Genomic DNA, 15463 nt, shown 5'->3' with positions numbered 1-15463 from the left:
GCCCGGATGCAATCCGGGAAGCGGAGTTGCCGGTTTTCCCCGGATTCCATCCGGGCGACGGAGGTGGGGCCAAGTCACCCCTCTCCCGTTTACGGGAGAGGGGCCGGGGGAGAGGGTTGGTGTTGGCTGAAACCACGGCCCTCTCCCATGAATAGGAGCGGGAGCAGTCCGTGGCTGCGTGCAGCTTGGATGTCAGCGGGGAAGCCGCTCAGCGCTGCGCCAGGTGCTGGGTCTCCGGCAGCACCCGCTTGGCCAATGCGTAATGCTGGCGCCAGTACGGTTTTTCGAGGCTGTCGATGGTCACGGCCTTGCCACGGCGCGGGGCGTGGATGAAGCGGTCGTTGCCGAGGTAGATGGCCACGTGATTGATCCGCCGGCTCTTGATGTTGAAGAACAGCAGGTCACCCGGCTGGAGTTCGCTGCGCGAGACCTTCTTGCCGCCGGTGCTGGCCATGGCGCTGGAAGTGCGCGGCAGGTTGACCATGTCGATCTCGTGGAAGGCGTAGCGCACCAGGCCGCTGCAATCGAAACCCTTGGGCGTGGTGCCGCCCCATCGGTAAGGAGTGCCGAGCATGTTCACCGCGCGGCTGAGCACCTGGCTGCTGTGCGCGGCGGAAATCGTACGGGCGGATGAACGCGCAACGGTGGTCGCGCCAGACTTGGCGGTATAACCGGTGGCGCCGTTCGGTAACGGCTGGTAGCGGTTGCTCGCCTGAGCGGAAAGCGGTAGGCAAAGGCAGATGGCTAGCCATGTCAGGTAGACAAAACGCATCTTGGCAGGGCTCGTCGTTCAAAATAGCGAAACTTTATAACAGCTTTTTTGTTCGTTTTTTGACCATCTGTCGATTTTTTCACCTGCCATGTGACTTTTCAGACGCGAACTAATAACGACTTTTTCGTATTTCCCAGGGGCGGGTCCGTCTATTGCTAGGCGCACGCCCCGCGCGCATGATCGTCATGGCGACGGCAACCAATCGTCGCCGCCCGGGGTCAGATACCCATCATTCCTGTGCCAGGAGGCTCGCATGGACGTACGTCAGGACACCCACAGCAAAGTCATCGGCTACCTGCTGTGGATCTTCGGTTTTCTCGGTTCGCACCGCTTCTACTACGGCAAGCCGGTGACCGGCACCATCTGGTTCTTCACCCTCGGCCTGCTGTTCATCGGCTGGATCATCGACCTGTTCCTGATCCCCTCGATGGACCGCGAGGCGGACCTGCGGTTCACCTCCGGGCCGACCGACTACAACGTCGCCTGGATCCTGCTGACCTTCCTTGGCGTGCTCGGTGTGCACCGCATGTACCAGGGCAAGTGGATCACCGGCATCCTCTACCTGCTGACCGGCGGTTTCTTCCTGATCGGTGTGCTCTACGACTTCTGGACGCTGAACGACCAGATATCGGTGCTCAACGCCAGGCAGGGGTGATCCTGGGGCTTGTTTTTTCTGGATCCCCGCGAACGCGGGGACCCAATAAACAAAACCCTCGCAAGCGGAGCCGTTCCCGCGCCATCGCCGGGTGGCGTCCGAGGGCGCTCCGGCCTATGTTGCTACCCAGGCCCTGCCCGTGCCTGGCTATCAAGCTGGGCAGATTGTGGGCCTCGCAAGGAGGTAGCGATATGCCTAGCGACGTCCGTCCCGCCGTCCTCGAACTGATCGGCAACACCCCGCTGGTGCGCGTCACCCGCTTCGATACCGGCCCCTGCACGCTGTTCCTCAAGCTCGAGTGCCAGAACCCCGGCGGTTCGATCAAGGACCGCATCGGCCTGGCGATGATCGACAACGCCGAGCGCGACGGCCGCCTCAAGCCCGGCGGCACCATCGTCGAGGCCACCGCGGGCAATACCGGCCTCGGCCTGGCCCTGGTCGGCCGTGCCAAGGGCTACCGCGTGGTGCTGGTGGTGCCGGACAAGATGTCCACCGAGAAGGTCCTGCATCTCAAGGCCATGGGCGCCGAGGTGCACATCACCCGCTCCGACGTCGGCAAGGGCCACCCCGACTATTACCAGGACTACGCGGCGCGCCTGGCGGCGGAGATTCCCGGCGCCTTCTTCGCCGACCAGTTCAACAACCCGGCCAACCCGCTGGCCCACGAATGCAGCACCGCGCCGGAAATCTGGGCGCAGACCAACCACGACCTGGACGCCATCGTCGTCGGCGTCGGTTCGGCCGGCACCCTGACCGGGCTGACCCGCTTCTTCCGCCGCGTGCAGCCGGACCTGGAGATGGTGCTGGCCGACCCGGTCGGCTCGGTGGTTGCCGAATACAGCCGCGGCGGCGCCCTCGGCACGCCCGGCTCTTGGGCGGTGGAGGGCATCGGCGAGGATTTCATCCCATCCATCGCCGACCTTTCCAGCGTGCGCAAGGCCTATTCGATCAGCGACGAGGAAAGCTTCGACCACGCCCGCCAGTTGCTGCGCGCCGAAGGCATCCTCGGCGGTTCCTCGACCGGCACCCTGCTGGCCGCCGCGCTGCGCTACTGCCGCGAGCAGACCAGGCCGAAGCGGGTGGTCAGCTTCGTCTGCGACACCGGCACCCGCTACCTGTCCAAGGTCTACAACGACCAGTGGATGGCCGATCAGGGCCTGTTGCAGCGAACCCGCTACGGCGACCTGCGCGACCTGATCGCCCGGCGCTTCGAGGAGGGCGGGGTGGTCAGCGTCTCGTCTGACGACACCCTGCTCACCGCCTTCCAGCGCATGCGCCTGGCCGATGTCTCGCAACTGCCGGTGCTCGACGACGGGCACCTGGTCGGGGTGATCGACGAGTCCGACCTGCTGCTCAGCGTGCACGCCGACGCCGGCCGCTTCCGGGCCTCGGTGGACAGCGCCATGTGCGACACTCCGGAAACCCTGGCGCCGAGCGCCAGCCTGCACGAACTGGAAGCGGTGCTGGATCGCGGCCTGGTGGCGATCATCGCCGATGACGCCGGCTTCCACGGCCTGATCACCCGCTTCGACCTGCTCAACCATCTGCGGAAGACCCTGACATGAGCCAACACGATACGCCGCGCGCCTTCGCCACCCGGGTGATCCACGCCGGGCAGGTGCCGGACCCGTCCACCGGCGCGCTGATGCCGCCGATCTACGCCAACTCCACCTATGCCCAGCAGAGCCCCGGCGTGCACAAGGGGCTCGACTACGGCCGCTCGCACAACCCCACGCGCTGGGCGCTGGAGCGCTGCGTGGCGGACCTCGAAGGCGGCGCCCAGGCGTTCGCCTTCGCCTCCGGTCTGGCGGCCATCGCCACCGTGCTGGAAACCCTCGACGCCGGCGCCCACATCGTTTCCGGCAACGACCTGTATGGCGGCACCTACCGGCTGTTCGAGCGGGTGCGCAGGCGTAGCGCCGGGCATCGCTTCAGCTTCGTCGACCTGGCCGACCCCGCCGCGCTGGAGGCGGCGCTGACCCCGGAGACGCGGATGGTCTGGGTGGAGACGCCGAGCAACCCGCTGCTGCGCCTGACCGACCTGGAGGCGGTGGCGCGCATCTGCCGCGCGCGGGGCATCATCGCGGTGGCCGACAACACCTTCGCCAGCCCCTGGGTGCAACGCCCGCTGGAGCTGGGTTTCGACATCGTGGTGCACTCCACCACCAAGTACCTGAACGGCCATTCCGACGTGATTGGCGGCATCGCCATCGTCAGCGGCGAGGAGCGCAATGCCGAGCTGCGCGAGCAACTGGGCTTCCTGCAGAACTCGGTGGGTGCCATCGCCGGGCCGTTCGACGCCTTCCTCACCCTGCGCGGGGTGAAGACCCTGGCGCTGCGCATGCAGCGGCACTGCGAGAACGCCCTGGAGCTGGCGCAGTGGCTGGAGCGCCAGCCGCAGGTGGCGCGCGTCCACTATCCGGGCCTGCCGTCGCACCCGCAGCATGAGCTGGCGCGCCGGCAGATGCGCGCGTTCGGGGGGATGATCTCCCTCGACCTGAACTGCGACCTGGCCGGCGCGCGGCGCTTCCTGGAAGCCGTGGACATCTTCGCCCTGGCGGAAAGCCTCGGCGGGGTGGAAAGCCTGATCGAACACCCGGCGATCATGACCCACGCCAGCATCCCGGCCGAGACCCGCGCCGAGCTTGGTATCGGCGATGGGTTGATCCGCCTGTCGGTGGGAGTGGAGGACGTCGAGGACCTGCGCGCCGATCTGGCCCGGGCGTTGGCGCGGATTTGAGGGGGGTAGGGTGGAGAACCGCGAAGCGTTTTCCACCGGAGGGAGGTGGATGTGAAAAGCGACATCCACCCTACGGGGGAGCGTTAGGAGGGAACGAAAGTCCGCCCCTCACCCTAGACCTCTCCCAGGGGGAGAGGGAGTATTCGGGGTATCGGTCAGGCTCCGTGCGCGATAGCACCATCAAACAGTCCCCTCTCCCTTCGGGAGAGGGTGAGGGGCGGAGGTGGAGGTGGAGGTGGAGGTGGAGGTGGAGCCTACTCCGTGCTCTCCAGCTTCCCCCCAAAAACTCACACCTGATAACTGATATGCCCATCCACCAGCGTATAGCGCACCGCGCCGGGCAGGCAGTGGCCGATGAACGGGCAGTTGGCGCCCTTCGAATACCAGGTCTCGCCGGCCAGGGTCGATGCCGCCGGGTCGAACAGCACCAGGTCGGCGGGTTGTCCTGTCGCCAGGCGACCGGCGGGCAGGCGCAGGGCCTGGGCCGGGCCGTGGGTCAGGCGGGCGAGCAGGGTCGGCAGGTCGAGCAGGCCGTCCTGCACCAGGGTCATGGCCAGCGGCAGCAGCAGCTCGACACTGCTGATCCCTGGCTCGGTGGCGCCGAACGGCGCGTCCTTGGCATCCGCCTCGTGGGGCTGGTGGTGGCTGGCGATGGCGCCGACCACCCCGGCCTTCACCGCTTCGCGCAAGCCCGCGCGGTCGGCGGCGCTGCGCAGTGGCGGCTGCACGTGGTAGAGGCTGGAGAAGTCGATCAGCGCCTCGTCGGTGAGGATCAGTTGGTACAGCGCCACGTCGGCGGTCACCGGCAGGCCGCGGGCCTGGGCCTGGGCGATCAGCTCGACGCCGCGCGCGCTGGTCAACTGGCTGAAGTGGGCGCGCACACCGGACTGCTCGACCAGCAGCAGGTCGCGGGCCAGGGCCACGGTCTCGGCGCTTTCCGGGATGCCGGCCAGGCCGAGGAAGCTGGCGGTCGGCCCTTCGTGGGCGATTCCGCCTTCGGCCAGGGCGCGGTCCTGGGGATGGAACACCACGGTGAGGTCGAAGGTCGCCGCGTATTCCAGGGCGCGACGCAGGGTGCGGTTGTTCTCGAACTGGGCGAGGCCGTTGCCGAAGGCTACGCAGCCGGTATCGCGCAACGCCACCAGCTCGGCCAGTTGCTCGCCGGCCAGGCCCTTGCTCAGTGCGCCGATGGGGAACACCTTGGTGTGCCCGGCCTCGCGGGCGCGGTCGAGGATCAGTTCGGCCACCGCCGGGGTGTCGAGCACCGGCTTGGTCAGCGGTGGGCAGCACAGGCTGGTGACGCCGCCGGCGGCCGCCGCCAGGGTTTCGCTGGCGATGTTGCCCTTGCGGCTGTAGCCCGGCTCGCGCAGGGCCACGGAGAGGTCGACCAGGCCGGGCGCGGCGACCAGTCCCTGGGCGTCCAGGCTGCGTTCGGCGACGAAGCCGGCCGGTGCCTGGCCGATGCTGGCGATCCTGGCATCCTGGATGTAGAGGTCGGCGACCTGGTCGAGGCCACTGGCCGGATCGATAATGCGGGCGCCGAGGATATGGGTGCGCATCAGTTCTGCTCCTCGGATTCTTGATTCAGTTGGCGCCGGGCGGCCTGGCCGCTCATCGCCATGGACAGCACCGCCATGCGCACGGCGATGCCATAGGTGACCTGGTTGAGGATCACCGATTGCGGGCCATCGGCCACCGCCGACTCGATCTCCACGCCACGGTTGATCGGGCCGGGGTGCATCACCAGGGCGTCCGGCTTGGCCAGCTTCAGGCGCTGCTCGGTGAGGCCGTAGAGGCGGAAGAACTCGCCTTCGCTGGGCAGCAGGCCGCCCTGCATGCGTTCGCGTTGCAGGCGCAGCATGATCACCACGTCGACGTCCTTCAGCCCTTCGGCAAGATCGGTGAACACCCGCACACCGTATTGCTCGACGCCGATCGGCAGCAGGGTCTTCGGCGCGATCACGCGGATGTCCGGGCAGCCCAGGGTCTTCAGCGCCAGCATGTTCGAGCGCGCCACCCGCGAATGCAGGATGTCGCCGACGATGGCCACCGAGAGATTCTCGAAGCCGCCTTTGTGGCGACGGATGGTCAGCATGTCGAGCATGCCCTGGGTCGGGTGCGCGTGGCGGCCGTCGCCGCCGTTGATCACCGCCACGTCCGGGCAGACGTGCTCGGCGATGAAGTGCGCGGCGCCGGAGTCGGCGTGGCGCACCACGAACATGTCGGCGGCCATCGCCTCCAGGTTGCGCAGGGTGTCGGTCAGCGTCTCGCCCTTGCTGGTCGAGGAAGTCGACACGTTGAGGGTGATCACGTCGGCGGAAAGCCGCTGGGCGGCCAGTTCGAAGGTGGTGCGGGTGCGCGTGGAGTTCTCGAAGAACACGTTGCAGACGGTCTTGCCGCGCAGCAGCGGGACCTTCTTCACGGCGCGGGCGCCGACTTCGAGGAAGGAGTCGGCAGTGTCGAGGAGTTCGGTGAGCAGCTCGCGGGGCAGTCCATCGAGGCTGAGGAAATGGCAAAGCTGGCCCTGCTCGTTGAGTTGCAGCGGGCGCTTGGCGGCGTTCGGCGTCATCGCGGGGGTCTCAGTTGGCGGCGGGGGCGAGGGTCTGGCGTTCGAGGCGCAGTGGCGCGGGGCCGAGCAATTTTACCCGTTCGTCGGCGGCCAGCGACAGGGTGGCGCCGACCACGTCTGGGCGGATCGGCAGCTCGCGGGCGTCGAGGTCGAGCAGGCAGACCAGGGTCACGCTGGCCGGGCGGCCGTAGTCGAACAGTTCGTTGAGGGCGGCGCGGACGGTGCGCCCGCTCATCAGCACGTCGTCGATCAGCACCAGGTGCTGGCCTTCCACCTCGAACGGCAGGGCCGAAGGGCGCACCTGCGGGTGCAGGCCGCTCTGGGTGAAGTCGTCACGGTAGAAGGATACGTCGAGCAGGCCGAGCTCGTCGTCGCGGCCGAGCGCTTCGAGCAACGCCCGGGCCACCCAGACGCCGCCGGTGTGGATGCCGATGAAGCGCGGATTGTCGATGTGGTGGCGATTCAGGTGGCCGTTCAGGTCGGCGGCCATCCGCGGCAGCAGGTCGGCGGGATTGGGCAGGTTCATGGGCACTCCTTCAGGTGGTGCAAAGCCTAGACGCTTGGTCGAGGCTGGCCACTGTCATGGATCAAGATTACAGATGCTGTTCCAGCCAGCCCTGCAGCAGCAGGGCGGCGGCCAGGGCGTCGACCGGGCGTTCGCGGTAACCGCCGCGCTGGCCCTGGGCGAGCCGCTGACCCTTGGCTTCGAAGGTGGTCAGGCGCTCGTCGTGGGTATGTACCGGCAGGTTGAAGCGGCCACTCAGGCGGCGGGCGAACTTTTCCGCGCGCTCGCTCATTTCGCTGGGCGTCCCATCCATGTTCAGCGGCAGGCCGACCACCAGGGCGTCCGGCTGCCACTCCTTGATCAGCGCCTCGACCCGCTGCCAGTCGGGGACCCCGTTCTGTGCCTTGAGCACGCACAGCTCGCGGGCCTGGCCGGTGATCACCTGGCCGACCGCGACACCGATCTGCTTGCTGCCGTAGTCGAAACCGAGCAACAGGCGCAGCGGGCGTTCACTCATCAGGCGTGCCCGGCCTGCGAGGTGAGCAGGCTGAGATTGACGCCGAGGCGCTCGGCGGCGGCCGCCAGGCGCTGGTCGTAGGGCAGGTCGAAGAGGATGTGGCTGTCCGCCGGGCAGGTCAGCCAGGCGTTGTCGACCAGTTCCGCCTCCAGTTGCCCGGCTTCCCAGCCGGCATAGCCGAGGGCGATCAGGTACTGCTCCGGCCCCTGGCCGTCGGCGATGGCGAACAGCACGTCCTGGGAGGTGGACAGGGCCAGCTCGCCCAGCTCCAGGGTGGCCTGGAACTGCACACCGGTCTTGTGCAGGACGAAGCCGCGGTCGGTCTGTACCGGGCCGCCGGAGAAGATCGGCAGGCTGCGGCAGAGGATCGGCGGAGTGTCGTCGGGACGCAGTTGTTCGAGCACGTCGGCCAGGTTGAGGCCATTGGGGCGGTTGATGACCAGGCCCATGGCGCCCTGTTCGTTGTGTTCGACCAGGTAGGTGACGGTCTGCACGAAATTCGGATCGGCCATGTGCGGCATGGCGATCAGGAAGTGGTGCTTGAGGTAGCTGGGGTCTGAGTTCTTCATGGCGCTAGTTTCGGGCTTAAGACGGCAGGCGGCAAGCGGGGGCGAAAAGCCGACAAGAGCGCTGGAGGCTGGAAGGCTGGACGAAACGGCGGCCCGGCTTTTGTAGGGGGCGCCGCGCGCACCGTTCACCCTGGCGCCAGCAGGGGGTTTCGCTGGAAGCGCAGGTGTTGGCCCCGGATCGGTGCGCACGGCGCACCCTACGTGTTTATTGGATTCCCGCGTTAGCGGCGGCCCGCGTAGGGGAATGACGGTTTGGCGTTGGGGTTTCGTCCCCCGTCATCCCCGCGTACGCGGGGACCCAGTAAACAGCATTACCGCCAATCGCGCGCATGGCGCGCTCCTACAGGTCAACATCGAGGCCGTGTTCGTAGGATCGGCGGGGACGCCCAGTCCCATGGCCGCGAAAAAAGGTTTGACGCAGAAGGTGAATGGCCAGCCTCCAGCCTTTTAATTGCTCGACAGCCGATCACCGCGCTCGAAGCGCCAGGTGCGGATGATTTCCAGGCGGTCGATGTCCGCCAGGTCGCCGGTGAACGGTGCGAACGGCGCGGCGAGGCGGACGATGCGGCGCGCGGCTTCGTCGAGCACCTGCTGGCCGGAGGACTCCAGCACCTGCACTTCATACAGGCTGCCGTCGCGGTTGATCGATACCAGCATGCGCAGGTGGCCGTAGATGCGCTGGCGGCGCGCTTCGTCGGGGTAGTTGAGGTTGCCGACCCGCTCGACCTTCTTGCGCCACTCGTCCTTGTACCAGGCGCCCTTGTCGCGCATGGTCGAGGCGGCGTTCAGGCGATGGATCTTCGGCCGCTTGGCGTAGGCCTGCTGCTCCTGGGCCAGTTCCGCCTCGAGGCTGGAGATCTGCGCCGACAGCTCCGCGCTGTCGAAGCGCGGCGCGGCCTGTGGTTGCGGTTCGGGAGTGACCCGCTCGCGCTTGACCGAGGTCTTCTGCGGTTGCTGCTGGCGGGTGGCTACCGCGGGCTGCGGCGCTTCCTGCTTCGCGCTCTGCCGGGGTGCCGCCGGCGGGGTCACCTTGCGGATCTCGGTGTCCTGGAACGGCGCCTGCTCGGTGGTCTTGGGCGCCGCCTTGTGCTCCAGGGTGCCGCTGCCCTGCTGGTTGTCCTGGGCCAGGAAGTCGGCATCCTTGGGCTTTTCCTGGCTCTTGAAGGTGGACAGGGTGATTTCCAGGGTCTTGCTGACCTGGGTGACGTCCGGCAGGGTGAAGCTGAGGCCGAGGATCAGCGCCAGGTGCAGCACGGCGGCGACGAACAGGGTAAAACCCAGCCGATCCGCCGGGCGCACGCGCGCGGCGGGAAGGGCGGGAATATTGACGGCTGCGTTCATCGGCGGTCGGGTCGGCTCGGATTGCCGCGCAGTCTGCGACGCAAAGCGGCAGGCTGCAAGCGGCAAGCTCCAAGCTGCCACCTACTTCAAACTTGTGGTTTCCGACCTGCGACCTGCAGCTTGTTTTCGATGGTGTCCATCAGCCGCTCACCGATGCGGGTGTCGTAGGCGGCGTCGATCTCGCGGATGCAGGTCGGGCTGGTGACGTTGATCTCGGTGAGGTGGTCGCCGATCACATCCAGGCCGACGAACAGCAGGCCCTTCTCGCGCAGCACCGGCCCGACCTCGGCGGCGATCCAGCGGTCGCGCGCGGTCAGCGGGCGCGCCTCGCCACGCCCGCCGGCGGCCAGGTTGCCGCGGCTCTCGCCCTCGGCGGGAATGCGTGCCAGGCAGTAGGGCACCGGCTCGCCGTCGATCATCAGGATGCGCTTGTCGCCTTCCTTGATCGCCGGCAGATAGGCCTGCGCCATGATCTGCTGGGTACCGTGGACGGTCAGGGTCTCGAGGATCACCGAGAGGTTGGGGTCGTTCTCGCGGTGCCGAAAGATCGAGGAACCGCCCATGCCATCCAGGGGTTTGAGAATGATGTCACGCTGCTGACTTGCAAACTCACGCAGAATGTCAGGCCTGCGGCTGACCAGGGTGGGCGGCATGCAGTGGGGGAACCGGGTGGCGAACAGCTTCTCGTTGCAGTCGCGCAGGCTCTGCGGGCGGTTGACCACCAGCACGCCGGCTTGCTCGGCCTGTTCCAGCAGGTAGGTGGAGTAGACGAACTCCATGTCGAATGGCGGATCCTTGCGCATCAGGATCGTGTCCAGCTCGGCGAGGGCGATGTCGCTCTCCACGCCCAGCTCGAACCAGCGCTGCGGGTCGGCGAACACCTTGAGCGGGCGAACGCGTGCGCGTGCTTCGCCGCCGGCGGCCTGGTACAGGTCCTGCTGTTCCATGTAGAACAGTGGCCAGCCACGCGCCTGGGCGGCGAGCAGCATGGCCAGCGAGCTGTCCTTCTTGTAGGAGATGCGCGCGATGGGGTCCATGACTATGCCAAGGCGAACGCTCATGGGGTGAATCCTCCACTACGGAAAAGGCGGCGGCGAGGGGGCTGCCGGGGCGGGAACGAAGGCGTCAGGGTGGCGCCGAGTCGGCCCTCGGTCAAGGACAAGCGAGGGCTTCCGGGGCTTATAGATTGCATCCGGAGACTGTGTTAAAAAGGCCCGACGATTGGGTTGCAGCTCGTCGGTGACAGGGCCTGAAGCGCACTGGTATAACACGAAAATAACGACTCACCGAGGCGATGGTAGGGCAAACATGGAACAGCATTCCGATGGTTTGAGGGTGATGGTGATCGACGATTCCAAGACGATTCGTCGCACTGCGGAGACGCTTCTCAAGAAAGTGGGCTGTGACGTCATCACGGCGGTGGACGGCTTCGACGCCCTGGCCAAGATCGCCGATACCCACCCCAGCATCATCTTCGTCGACATCATGATGCCGCGTCTCGACGGCTATCAGACCTGCGCGCTGATCAAGAACAACAGCGCCTTCAAGTCCACTCCTGTGATCATGCTGTCCTCCAAGGACGGCCTGTTCGACAAGGCCAAGGGCCGCATCGTCGGCTCGGACCAATACCTCACCAAACCTTTCAGCAAGGAAGAGCTGCTGGGAGCGATCAAGGCCCATGTGCCCGAGTTCGCCCCAGTGGAACACGCTTCCTGATATCCGGCCGCCCGGCCGTCGATGCTTTTTTTCGTATGGGGAAGATCATGGCTCGAATTCTGATTGTGGATGACTCGCCGACCGAGATGTACAAGCTGACCGAGATGCTCGAGAAACACGGGCATCAGGTGCTCAAGGCCGAGAACGGCGCCGATGGCGTGGCCCTGGCCCGCCAGGAGAAGCCCGACGCGGTGCTGATGGACATCGTCATGCCCGGCCTGAACGGCTTCCAGGCGACCCGGCAACTGACCAAGGACGCCGAGACCGGCCATATCCCGGTGATCATCGTCACCACCAAGGATCAGGAAACCGACAAGGTCTGGGGCAAGCGCCAGGGGGCGCGCGACTACCTGACCAAGCCGGTGGACGAAGACACACTGCTGAAAACCCTGAGCGCGGTGCTGGCCGGCTGACGGCCGGTCGCAGCGCGCAAACCTATAAGAAGAACCGGGGCCCCGCATGGCGGATGCACAAACTCCTTTCCAGCTTCTCCTCGAGATCGAGCAGCGCTGTCGTCTGCTGGCGGCCGGCTTGCCGTCGCAGCAAGTGGCGGTGCAGACCTGGAGCGGCATCGGCTTCCGCATGGGCGAGCGTCTGTTCGTGGCGCCCATGGGCGAGGTCGGCGAGGTGCTGCACGAGCCGCGCTTCACCCTGTTGCCCGGGGTGAAAGGGTGGGTCAAGGGCGTCGCCAACGTGCGCGGCCGGCTGTTGCCGGTGATGGACCTGTGCGGCTTCTTCGGACAGGAGCTGTCGCCGCTGCGCAAGCAGCGGCGGGTGCTGGTGGTCGATCACCAGGAAGTGTTCGCCGGTCTGACGGTGGACGAGGTGTTCGGCATGCAGCACTTCCCGGTGGATAGCTTCTCCGAGCAGGTGCCGCCGCTGGAGTCGGCCATCGTGCCGTTCATCCACGGCGTGTTCCAGCGCGAGCAGCCCTGGCTGGTGTTCAGCCCGCACGCGCTGGCGCAGCACCCGGGTTTTCTCGACGTGGCGGTATAGCCGCGAATTTTCGGTGGGGTCGGCGTTGCCGGCCTTTTGGCGTTAGATGGGACTGAATGCTGTAGGTCCAGGCGGGGGCCAGATAATGAAAAAACTCAATGCAGGCAATCTTTTGGCAGGTATGCGCAGCAGCACGCTGATCGCAGGACTGTTCATCGTCCTGATCGTGTCCATCGTGTTGTTGTTCGCCAACTTCGCCTACCTCAACACCCAGTCGAACTACGACAAGGAATACATCAGCCACGCCGGCGAGCTGCGCGTGCTGTCCCAGCGGATCGCGAAGAACGCCACCGAGGCGGCGGCCGGCAAGGCCGAGGCCTTCGCCCTGTTGAAGGAAGCGCGCAACGACTTCGAGACGCGCTGGAACATCCTGGTCGGCGGCGACGAATCCACCGGCCTGCCGGCGGCGCCGGTGGCGTTGCAGGCGGAAATGGCCGCCGTGCAACAGGACTGGGACAGCCTGCGCAAGAACGCCGACGCCATCCTGGCCAGCGAACAGACCGTACTGTCCCTGCACCAGGTGGCGGCGACCCTCGCCGAAACCATCCCGCAGTTGCAGGTCGAGTACGAGGAAGTGGTCGACATCCTGCTGCAGAGCGGCGCGCCGGCGGCCCAGGTGTCCGTGGCCCAGCGCCAGTCGCTGCTCGCCGAACGGATTCTCGGCTCGGTGAACAAGGTACTGGCCGGTGACGAGGACTCGGTGCAGGCCGCCGACATGTTCGGCCGCGACGCCAGCCTGTTCGGTCGCGTACTCAAGGCGATGGTCGAAGGCAACGCGGCGATGAACATCTCGCGGGTGACCGACGAGGAAGCGCTGGACCGCCTGGGCGAGATTTCCGAGCTGTTCGAGTTCGTCTCCGGCTCGGTGGACGAGATCCTCGAGACCTCGCCGGAACTGTTCCAGGTCCGTGAATCGGCCAACGCCATCTTCAGCGTCTCGCAGACCCAGTTGGACAAGGCCTCCAGCCTCGCCGAGGGGTTCGAGAACCTGGCCGGCAGCCGTCACCTGAACACCCTGGTCGGTTACGTGCTGGGCGCCCTGGCGCTGGGCTCGATCATCCTCATCGGCCTGGTCATGGTGCAGACCACCCGCCGCCGTCTGGCCGAGACCGCCGAGAAGAACGAACGCAACCAGGCGGCGATTCTGCGTCTGCTCGACGAAATCGCCGACCTCGCTGACGGTGACCTCACAGTGGCCGCGACCGTGACCGAGGACTTCACCGGCGCCATCGCCGACTCCATCAACTACTCCATCGACCAGCTCCGCGAACTGGTGGCGACCATCAACCAGACCGCCGTGCAGGTATCCGCCGCCGCCCAGGAAACCCAGGCCACGGCGATGCACCTGGCCGAGGCCTCCGAGCACCAGGCCCAGGAAATCGCCGGCGCCTCCGCGGCGATCAACGAAATGGCCGTGTCCATCGACCAGGTATCGGCGAACGCCTCGGAATCCTCCGCGGTGGCGGAACGTTCCGTGGCCATTGCCAACAAGGGCAACGAGGTGGTGCACAACACCATCACCGGCATGGACAACATCCGCGAGCAGATCCAGGACACCTCGAAGCGGATCAAGCGCCTCGGCGAATCGTCCCAGGAGATCGGCGACATCGTGAGCCTGATCAACGACATCGCCGACCAGACCAACATCCTCGCACTCAACGCGGCGATCCAGGCCTCCATGGCCGGCGACGCGGGTCGCGGCTTCGCGGTGGTTGCGGACGAGGTACAACGCCTCGCGGAACGTTCCTCGGCGGCGACCAAGCAGATCGAAGCGCTGGTGAAGACCATTCAGACCGACACCAACGAGGCGGTGATCTCCATGGAGCAGACCACCTCCGAAGTGGTCCGCGGTGCCCGCCTGGCGCAGGACGCCGGTGTGGCCCTGGAAGAGATCGAGAAGGTATCCAAGACCCTCGCGGCATTGATCCAGAACATCTCCAACGCCGCGCGGCAACAGGCCTCCTCGGCCGGCCACATCTCCAACACCATGAACGTGATCCAGGAGATCACCTCGCAGACCTCCGCCGGTACCACCGCCACCGCCAAGAGCATCGGCAACCTGGCCAAGATGGCCAGCGAGATGCGTCGGTCGGTGTCCGGCTTCACCCTGCCCGACGCTGCGGAACAGGCCTGAGCATAGGAGTGCGGCGATCCGCCGGGTCGCCGCTTGACAGCCATGAGCGAAGGCGAGGGGCAGGGCATGCAGCCAGGCGTAGTCTGGGCCTTGAAGCCGCTGGCCGACATGTCGGAGGCGGAGTTCCATGATTGGCGGGGACTGCTCGAAGATCGCACCGGAGTGGTGATCAGCGAGCAGCGCCGTGCCTTTCTGCAGGCGAATCTGAGTGCGCGGATGCGCGAGTTGGGCGTGGACGACTACGCCAGCTATTACCAGCAGGTCACCGACGGGCCGCGTGGCGCGGTGGAGTGGTCGACCCTGCTGGACCGGCTGACCGTCCAGGAGACCTGCTTCTTCCGCCACCGGGCGTCCTTCGACCTGCTGGCCCGCTACCTGCCGGAGCGCCTGGCGCAACTGGACGACCAGCCGCTGGCGCTGTGGAGCGTCGGCTGTTCCAGCGGCGAGGAGGCCTACTCCCTGGCGATCAGCGCCGCCGAAGCGCTGCGCGCGAATGGCGACGACGCACCGTTCGGGGTGACCGCCACCGACATCAGCCTGAGCGCGCTGAACAAGGCGCGCGCCGGTGTGTACGGCTCCCGGCGCCTGGAAGCGCTGGAGCCGGAGCTGCGGCGGCGCTACTTCGAGGTGCAGGCCGACGAACGTTTCAAGGTGGTACCGAGCCTGGCGGCGCGCCTGTGTTGCGCCCGCCTCAACGTGCTGGACCTGGCCAAGGCGCCGCTGTCCGGCATGGACGTCATCTTCTGTCAGAACTTGCTGATCTATTTCCGTCGCTGGCGCCGCCGCGAGATCCTCAACCGCCTGGCCGAGCGCCTGGCACCGGGCGGTCTGCTGGTGATCGGGGTCGGGGAAGTGGTCGGTTGGCAGCATCCGGAGCTGGAACCGGTGGCCGACGAGCGGGTTCTGGCTTTTACCCGGAAGGGGTAACACAAGGTTATGAGCGGAGTGG

16 protein-coding genes are annotated in these 15463 nt (G+C 66.6%); 8 read left to right on the top strand and 8 right to left on the bottom strand.

The window, feature by feature from the left end:
- Positions 1-208: 208 nt before the first annotated feature.
- Entirely contained in the window at positions 209-772 is a 564-nt protein-coding gene (locus PSEWESI4_RS03620; RefSeq protein WP_187669814.1) for a C40 family peptidase, read from the bottom strand.
- Positions 773-1025: 253 nt separating this feature from the next.
- Here PSEWESI4_RS03620 and PSEWESI4_RS03615 point away from each other — a divergent pair, with 253 nt between their 5' ends.
- The 3 genes from PSEWESI4_RS03615 (at position 1026) to PSEWESI4_RS03605 (ending at position 4167) form a co-directional block, all read left to right on the top strand.
- Positions 1026-1427 (top strand): NINE protein, encoded by a 402-nt coding sequence (locus PSEWESI4_RS03615; RefSeq protein ID WP_187669813.1) that lies wholly within the window; start codon positions 1026-1028, stop codon positions 1425-1427.
- Between the two features lie 191 nt (positions 1428-1618).
- Entirely contained in the window at positions 1619-2992 is a 1374-nt protein-coding gene (locus PSEWESI4_RS03610) for a pyridoxal-phosphate dependent enzyme (protein ID WP_187669812.1), read from the top strand.
- Positions 2989-4167 carry a trans-sulfuration enzyme family protein gene (locus PSEWESI4_RS03605; RefSeq protein WP_187669811.1) on the top strand — a complete coding sequence of 393 codons (1179 nt, stop codon included), beginning with the start codon at positions 2989-2991 and terminating at the stop codon, positions 4165-4167. Before PSEWESI4_RS03610 ends, PSEWESI4_RS03605 begins: the two co-directional genes overlap by 4 nt.
- 287 nt (positions 4168-4454) lie before the next feature.
- On the opposite strand, the gene PSEWESI4_RS03600 is transcribed toward PSEWESI4_RS03605, so the two are convergent.
- From PSEWESI4_RS03600 to gshB, 7 genes are all read right to left on the bottom strand, one after another.
- Entirely contained in the window at positions 4455-5726 is a 1272-nt protein-coding gene (locus PSEWESI4_RS03600) for a dihydroorotase (RefSeq protein WP_187669810.1), read from the bottom strand.
- Complete coding sequence (locus tag PSEWESI4_RS03595) at positions 5726-6736, bottom strand: aspartate carbamoyltransferase catalytic subunit (protein WP_187669809.1); 1011 nt, start codon at positions 6734-6736, stop codon at positions 5726-5728. Before PSEWESI4_RS03595 ends, PSEWESI4_RS03600 begins: the two co-directional genes overlap by 1 nt.
- Before the next feature lie 10 nt (positions 6737-6746).
- Positions 6747-7262: a bifunctional pyr operon transcriptional regulator/uracil phosphoribosyltransferase PyrR gene (pyrR, locus tag PSEWESI4_RS03590; protein WP_187669808.1), complete on the bottom strand. Its 516-nt coding sequence runs from the start codon at positions 7260-7262 to the stop codon at positions 6747-6749.
- 67 nt (positions 7263-7329) lie between these two features.
- The gene (gene ruvX / locus PSEWESI4_RS03585) at positions 7330-7761 is read right to left on the bottom strand and encodes a Holliday junction resolvase RuvX (protein ID WP_187669815.1); all 432 of its coding nucleotides are present in this window, start codon (positions 7759-7761) and stop codon (positions 7330-7332) included.
- On the bottom strand, positions 7758-8327 hold the full coding sequence (locus PSEWESI4_RS03580; RefSeq protein WP_187669807.1) for a YqgE/AlgH family protein: 570 nt from the start codon (positions 8325-8327) through the stop codon (positions 7758-7760). The genes ruvX and PSEWESI4_RS03580 overlap by 4 nt, the downstream gene beginning before the upstream one ends.
- 447 nt (positions 8328-8774) lie before the next feature.
- Positions 8775-9668, bottom strand: coding sequence for an energy transducer TonB (locus PSEWESI4_RS03575; protein WP_187669806.1), 894 nt, complete (start codon positions 9666-9668; stop codon positions 8775-8777).
- 86 nt (positions 9669-9754) lie between these two features.
- Positions 9755-10729: a glutathione synthase gene (gshB, locus tag PSEWESI4_RS03570; protein WP_187669805.1), complete on the bottom strand. Its 975-nt coding sequence runs from the start codon at positions 10727-10729 to the stop codon at positions 9755-9757.
- Between the two features lie 247 nt (positions 10730-10976).
- Here gshB and pilG point away from each other — a divergent pair, with 247 nt between their 5' ends.
- From pilG to PSEWESI4_RS03545, 5 genes are all read left to right on the top strand, one after another.
- Complete coding sequence (gene pilG, locus PSEWESI4_RS03565) at positions 10977-11384, top strand: twitching motility response regulator PilG (protein ID WP_187669804.1); 408 nt, start codon at positions 10977-10979, stop codon at positions 11382-11384.
- A gap of 47 nt (positions 11385-11431) precedes the next feature.
- A complete protein-coding gene (gene pilH, locus PSEWESI4_RS03560; RefSeq protein ID WP_187669803.1) occupies positions 11432-11797 on the top strand; it encodes a twitching motility response regulator PilH in 366 nt (121 codons plus the stop codon).
- 46 nt (positions 11798-11843) lie between these two features.
- The gene (locus tag PSEWESI4_RS03555; protein ID WP_187669802.1) at positions 11844-12380 is read left to right on the top strand and encodes a chemotaxis protein CheW; all 537 of its coding nucleotides are present in this window, start codon (positions 11844-11846) and stop codon (positions 12378-12380) included.
- Positions 12381-12465: 85 nt separating this feature from the next.
- Positions 12466-14514 (top strand): methyl-accepting chemotaxis protein, encoded by a 2049-nt coding sequence (locus PSEWESI4_RS03550; protein WP_187669801.1) that lies wholly within the window; start codon positions 12466-12468, stop codon positions 14512-14514.
- Positions 14515-14580: 66 nt separating this feature from the next.
- Complete coding sequence (locus PSEWESI4_RS03545; protein ID WP_187669800.1) at positions 14581-15441, top strand: CheR family methyltransferase; 861 nt, start codon at positions 14581-14583, stop codon at positions 15439-15441.
- Positions 15442-15463: the final 22 nt, after the last annotated feature.

The organism is Zestomonas carbonaria, assembly GCF_904061905.1.
GTDB lineage: Bacteria > Pseudomonadota > Gammaproteobacteria > Pseudomonadales > Pseudomonadaceae > Aquipseudomonas > Aquipseudomonas carbonaria.
Note: the sequence above shows the minus strand (reverse complement) of the source record. Positions and strands in the feature narration are given on the sequence as shown.

What these genes read in the sequence shown, in the direction of transcription:
- pilG (WP_187669804.1), top strand. Translation starts at nt 10,977, where the DNA reads ATGGAACAGCATTCCGATGGTTTGAGGGTGATGGTGATCGACGATTCC.
- PSEWESI4_RS03580 (WP_187669807.1), bottom strand. Translation starts at nt 8,327, where the DNA reads ATGAAGAACTCAGACCCCAGCTACCTCAAGCACCACTTCCTGATCGCC.
- pilH (WP_187669803.1), top strand. Translation starts at nt 11,432, where the DNA reads ATGGCTCGAATTCTGATTGTGGATGACTCGCCGACCGAGATGTACAAG.
- PSEWESI4_RS03600 (WP_187669810.1), bottom strand. Translation starts at nt 5,726, where the DNA reads ATGCGCACCCATATCCTCGGCGCCCGCATTATCGATCCGGCCAGTGGC.
- PSEWESI4_RS03550 (WP_187669801.1), top strand. Translation starts at nt 12,466, where the DNA reads ATGAAAAAACTCAATGCAGGCAATCTTTTGGCAGGTATGCGCAGCAGC.
- PSEWESI4_RS03595 (WP_187669809.1), bottom strand. Translation starts at nt 6,736, where the DNA reads ATGACGCCGAACGCCGCCAAGCGCCCGCTGCAACTCAACGAGCAGGGC.
- pyrR (WP_187669808.1), bottom strand. Translation starts at nt 7,262, where the DNA reads ATGAACCTGCCCAATCCCGCCGACCTGCTGCCGCGGATGGCCGCCGAC.
- PSEWESI4_RS03620 (WP_187669814.1), bottom strand. Translation starts at nt 772, where the DNA reads ATGCGTTTTGTCTACCTGACATGGCTAGCCATCTGCCTTTGCCTACCG.
- PSEWESI4_RS03545 (WP_187669800.1), top strand. Translation starts at nt 14,581, where the DNA reads ATGCAGCCAGGCGTAGTCTGGGCCTTGAAGCCGCTGGCCGACATGTCG.
- gshB (WP_187669805.1), bottom strand. Translation starts at nt 10,729, where the DNA reads ATGAGCGTTCGCCTTGGCATAGTCATGGACCCCATCGCGCGCATCTCC.
- PSEWESI4_RS03610 (WP_187669812.1), top strand. Translation starts at nt 1,619, where the DNA reads ATGCCTAGCGACGTCCGTCCCGCCGTCCTCGAACTGATCGGCAACACC.
- PSEWESI4_RS03605 (WP_187669811.1), top strand. Translation starts at nt 2,989, where the DNA reads ATGAGCCAACACGATACGCCGCGCGCCTTCGCCACCCGGGTGATCCAC.
- PSEWESI4_RS03555 (WP_187669802.1), top strand. Translation starts at nt 11,844, where the DNA reads ATGGCGGATGCACAAACTCCTTTCCAGCTTCTCCTCGAGATCGAGCAG.
- PSEWESI4_RS03575 (WP_187669806.1), bottom strand. Translation starts at nt 9,668, where the DNA reads ATGAACGCAGCCGTCAATATTCCCGCCCTTCCCGCCGCGCGCGTGCGC.
- PSEWESI4_RS03615 (WP_187669813.1), top strand. Translation starts at nt 1,026, where the DNA reads ATGGACGTACGTCAGGACACCCACAGCAAAGTCATCGGCTACCTGCTG.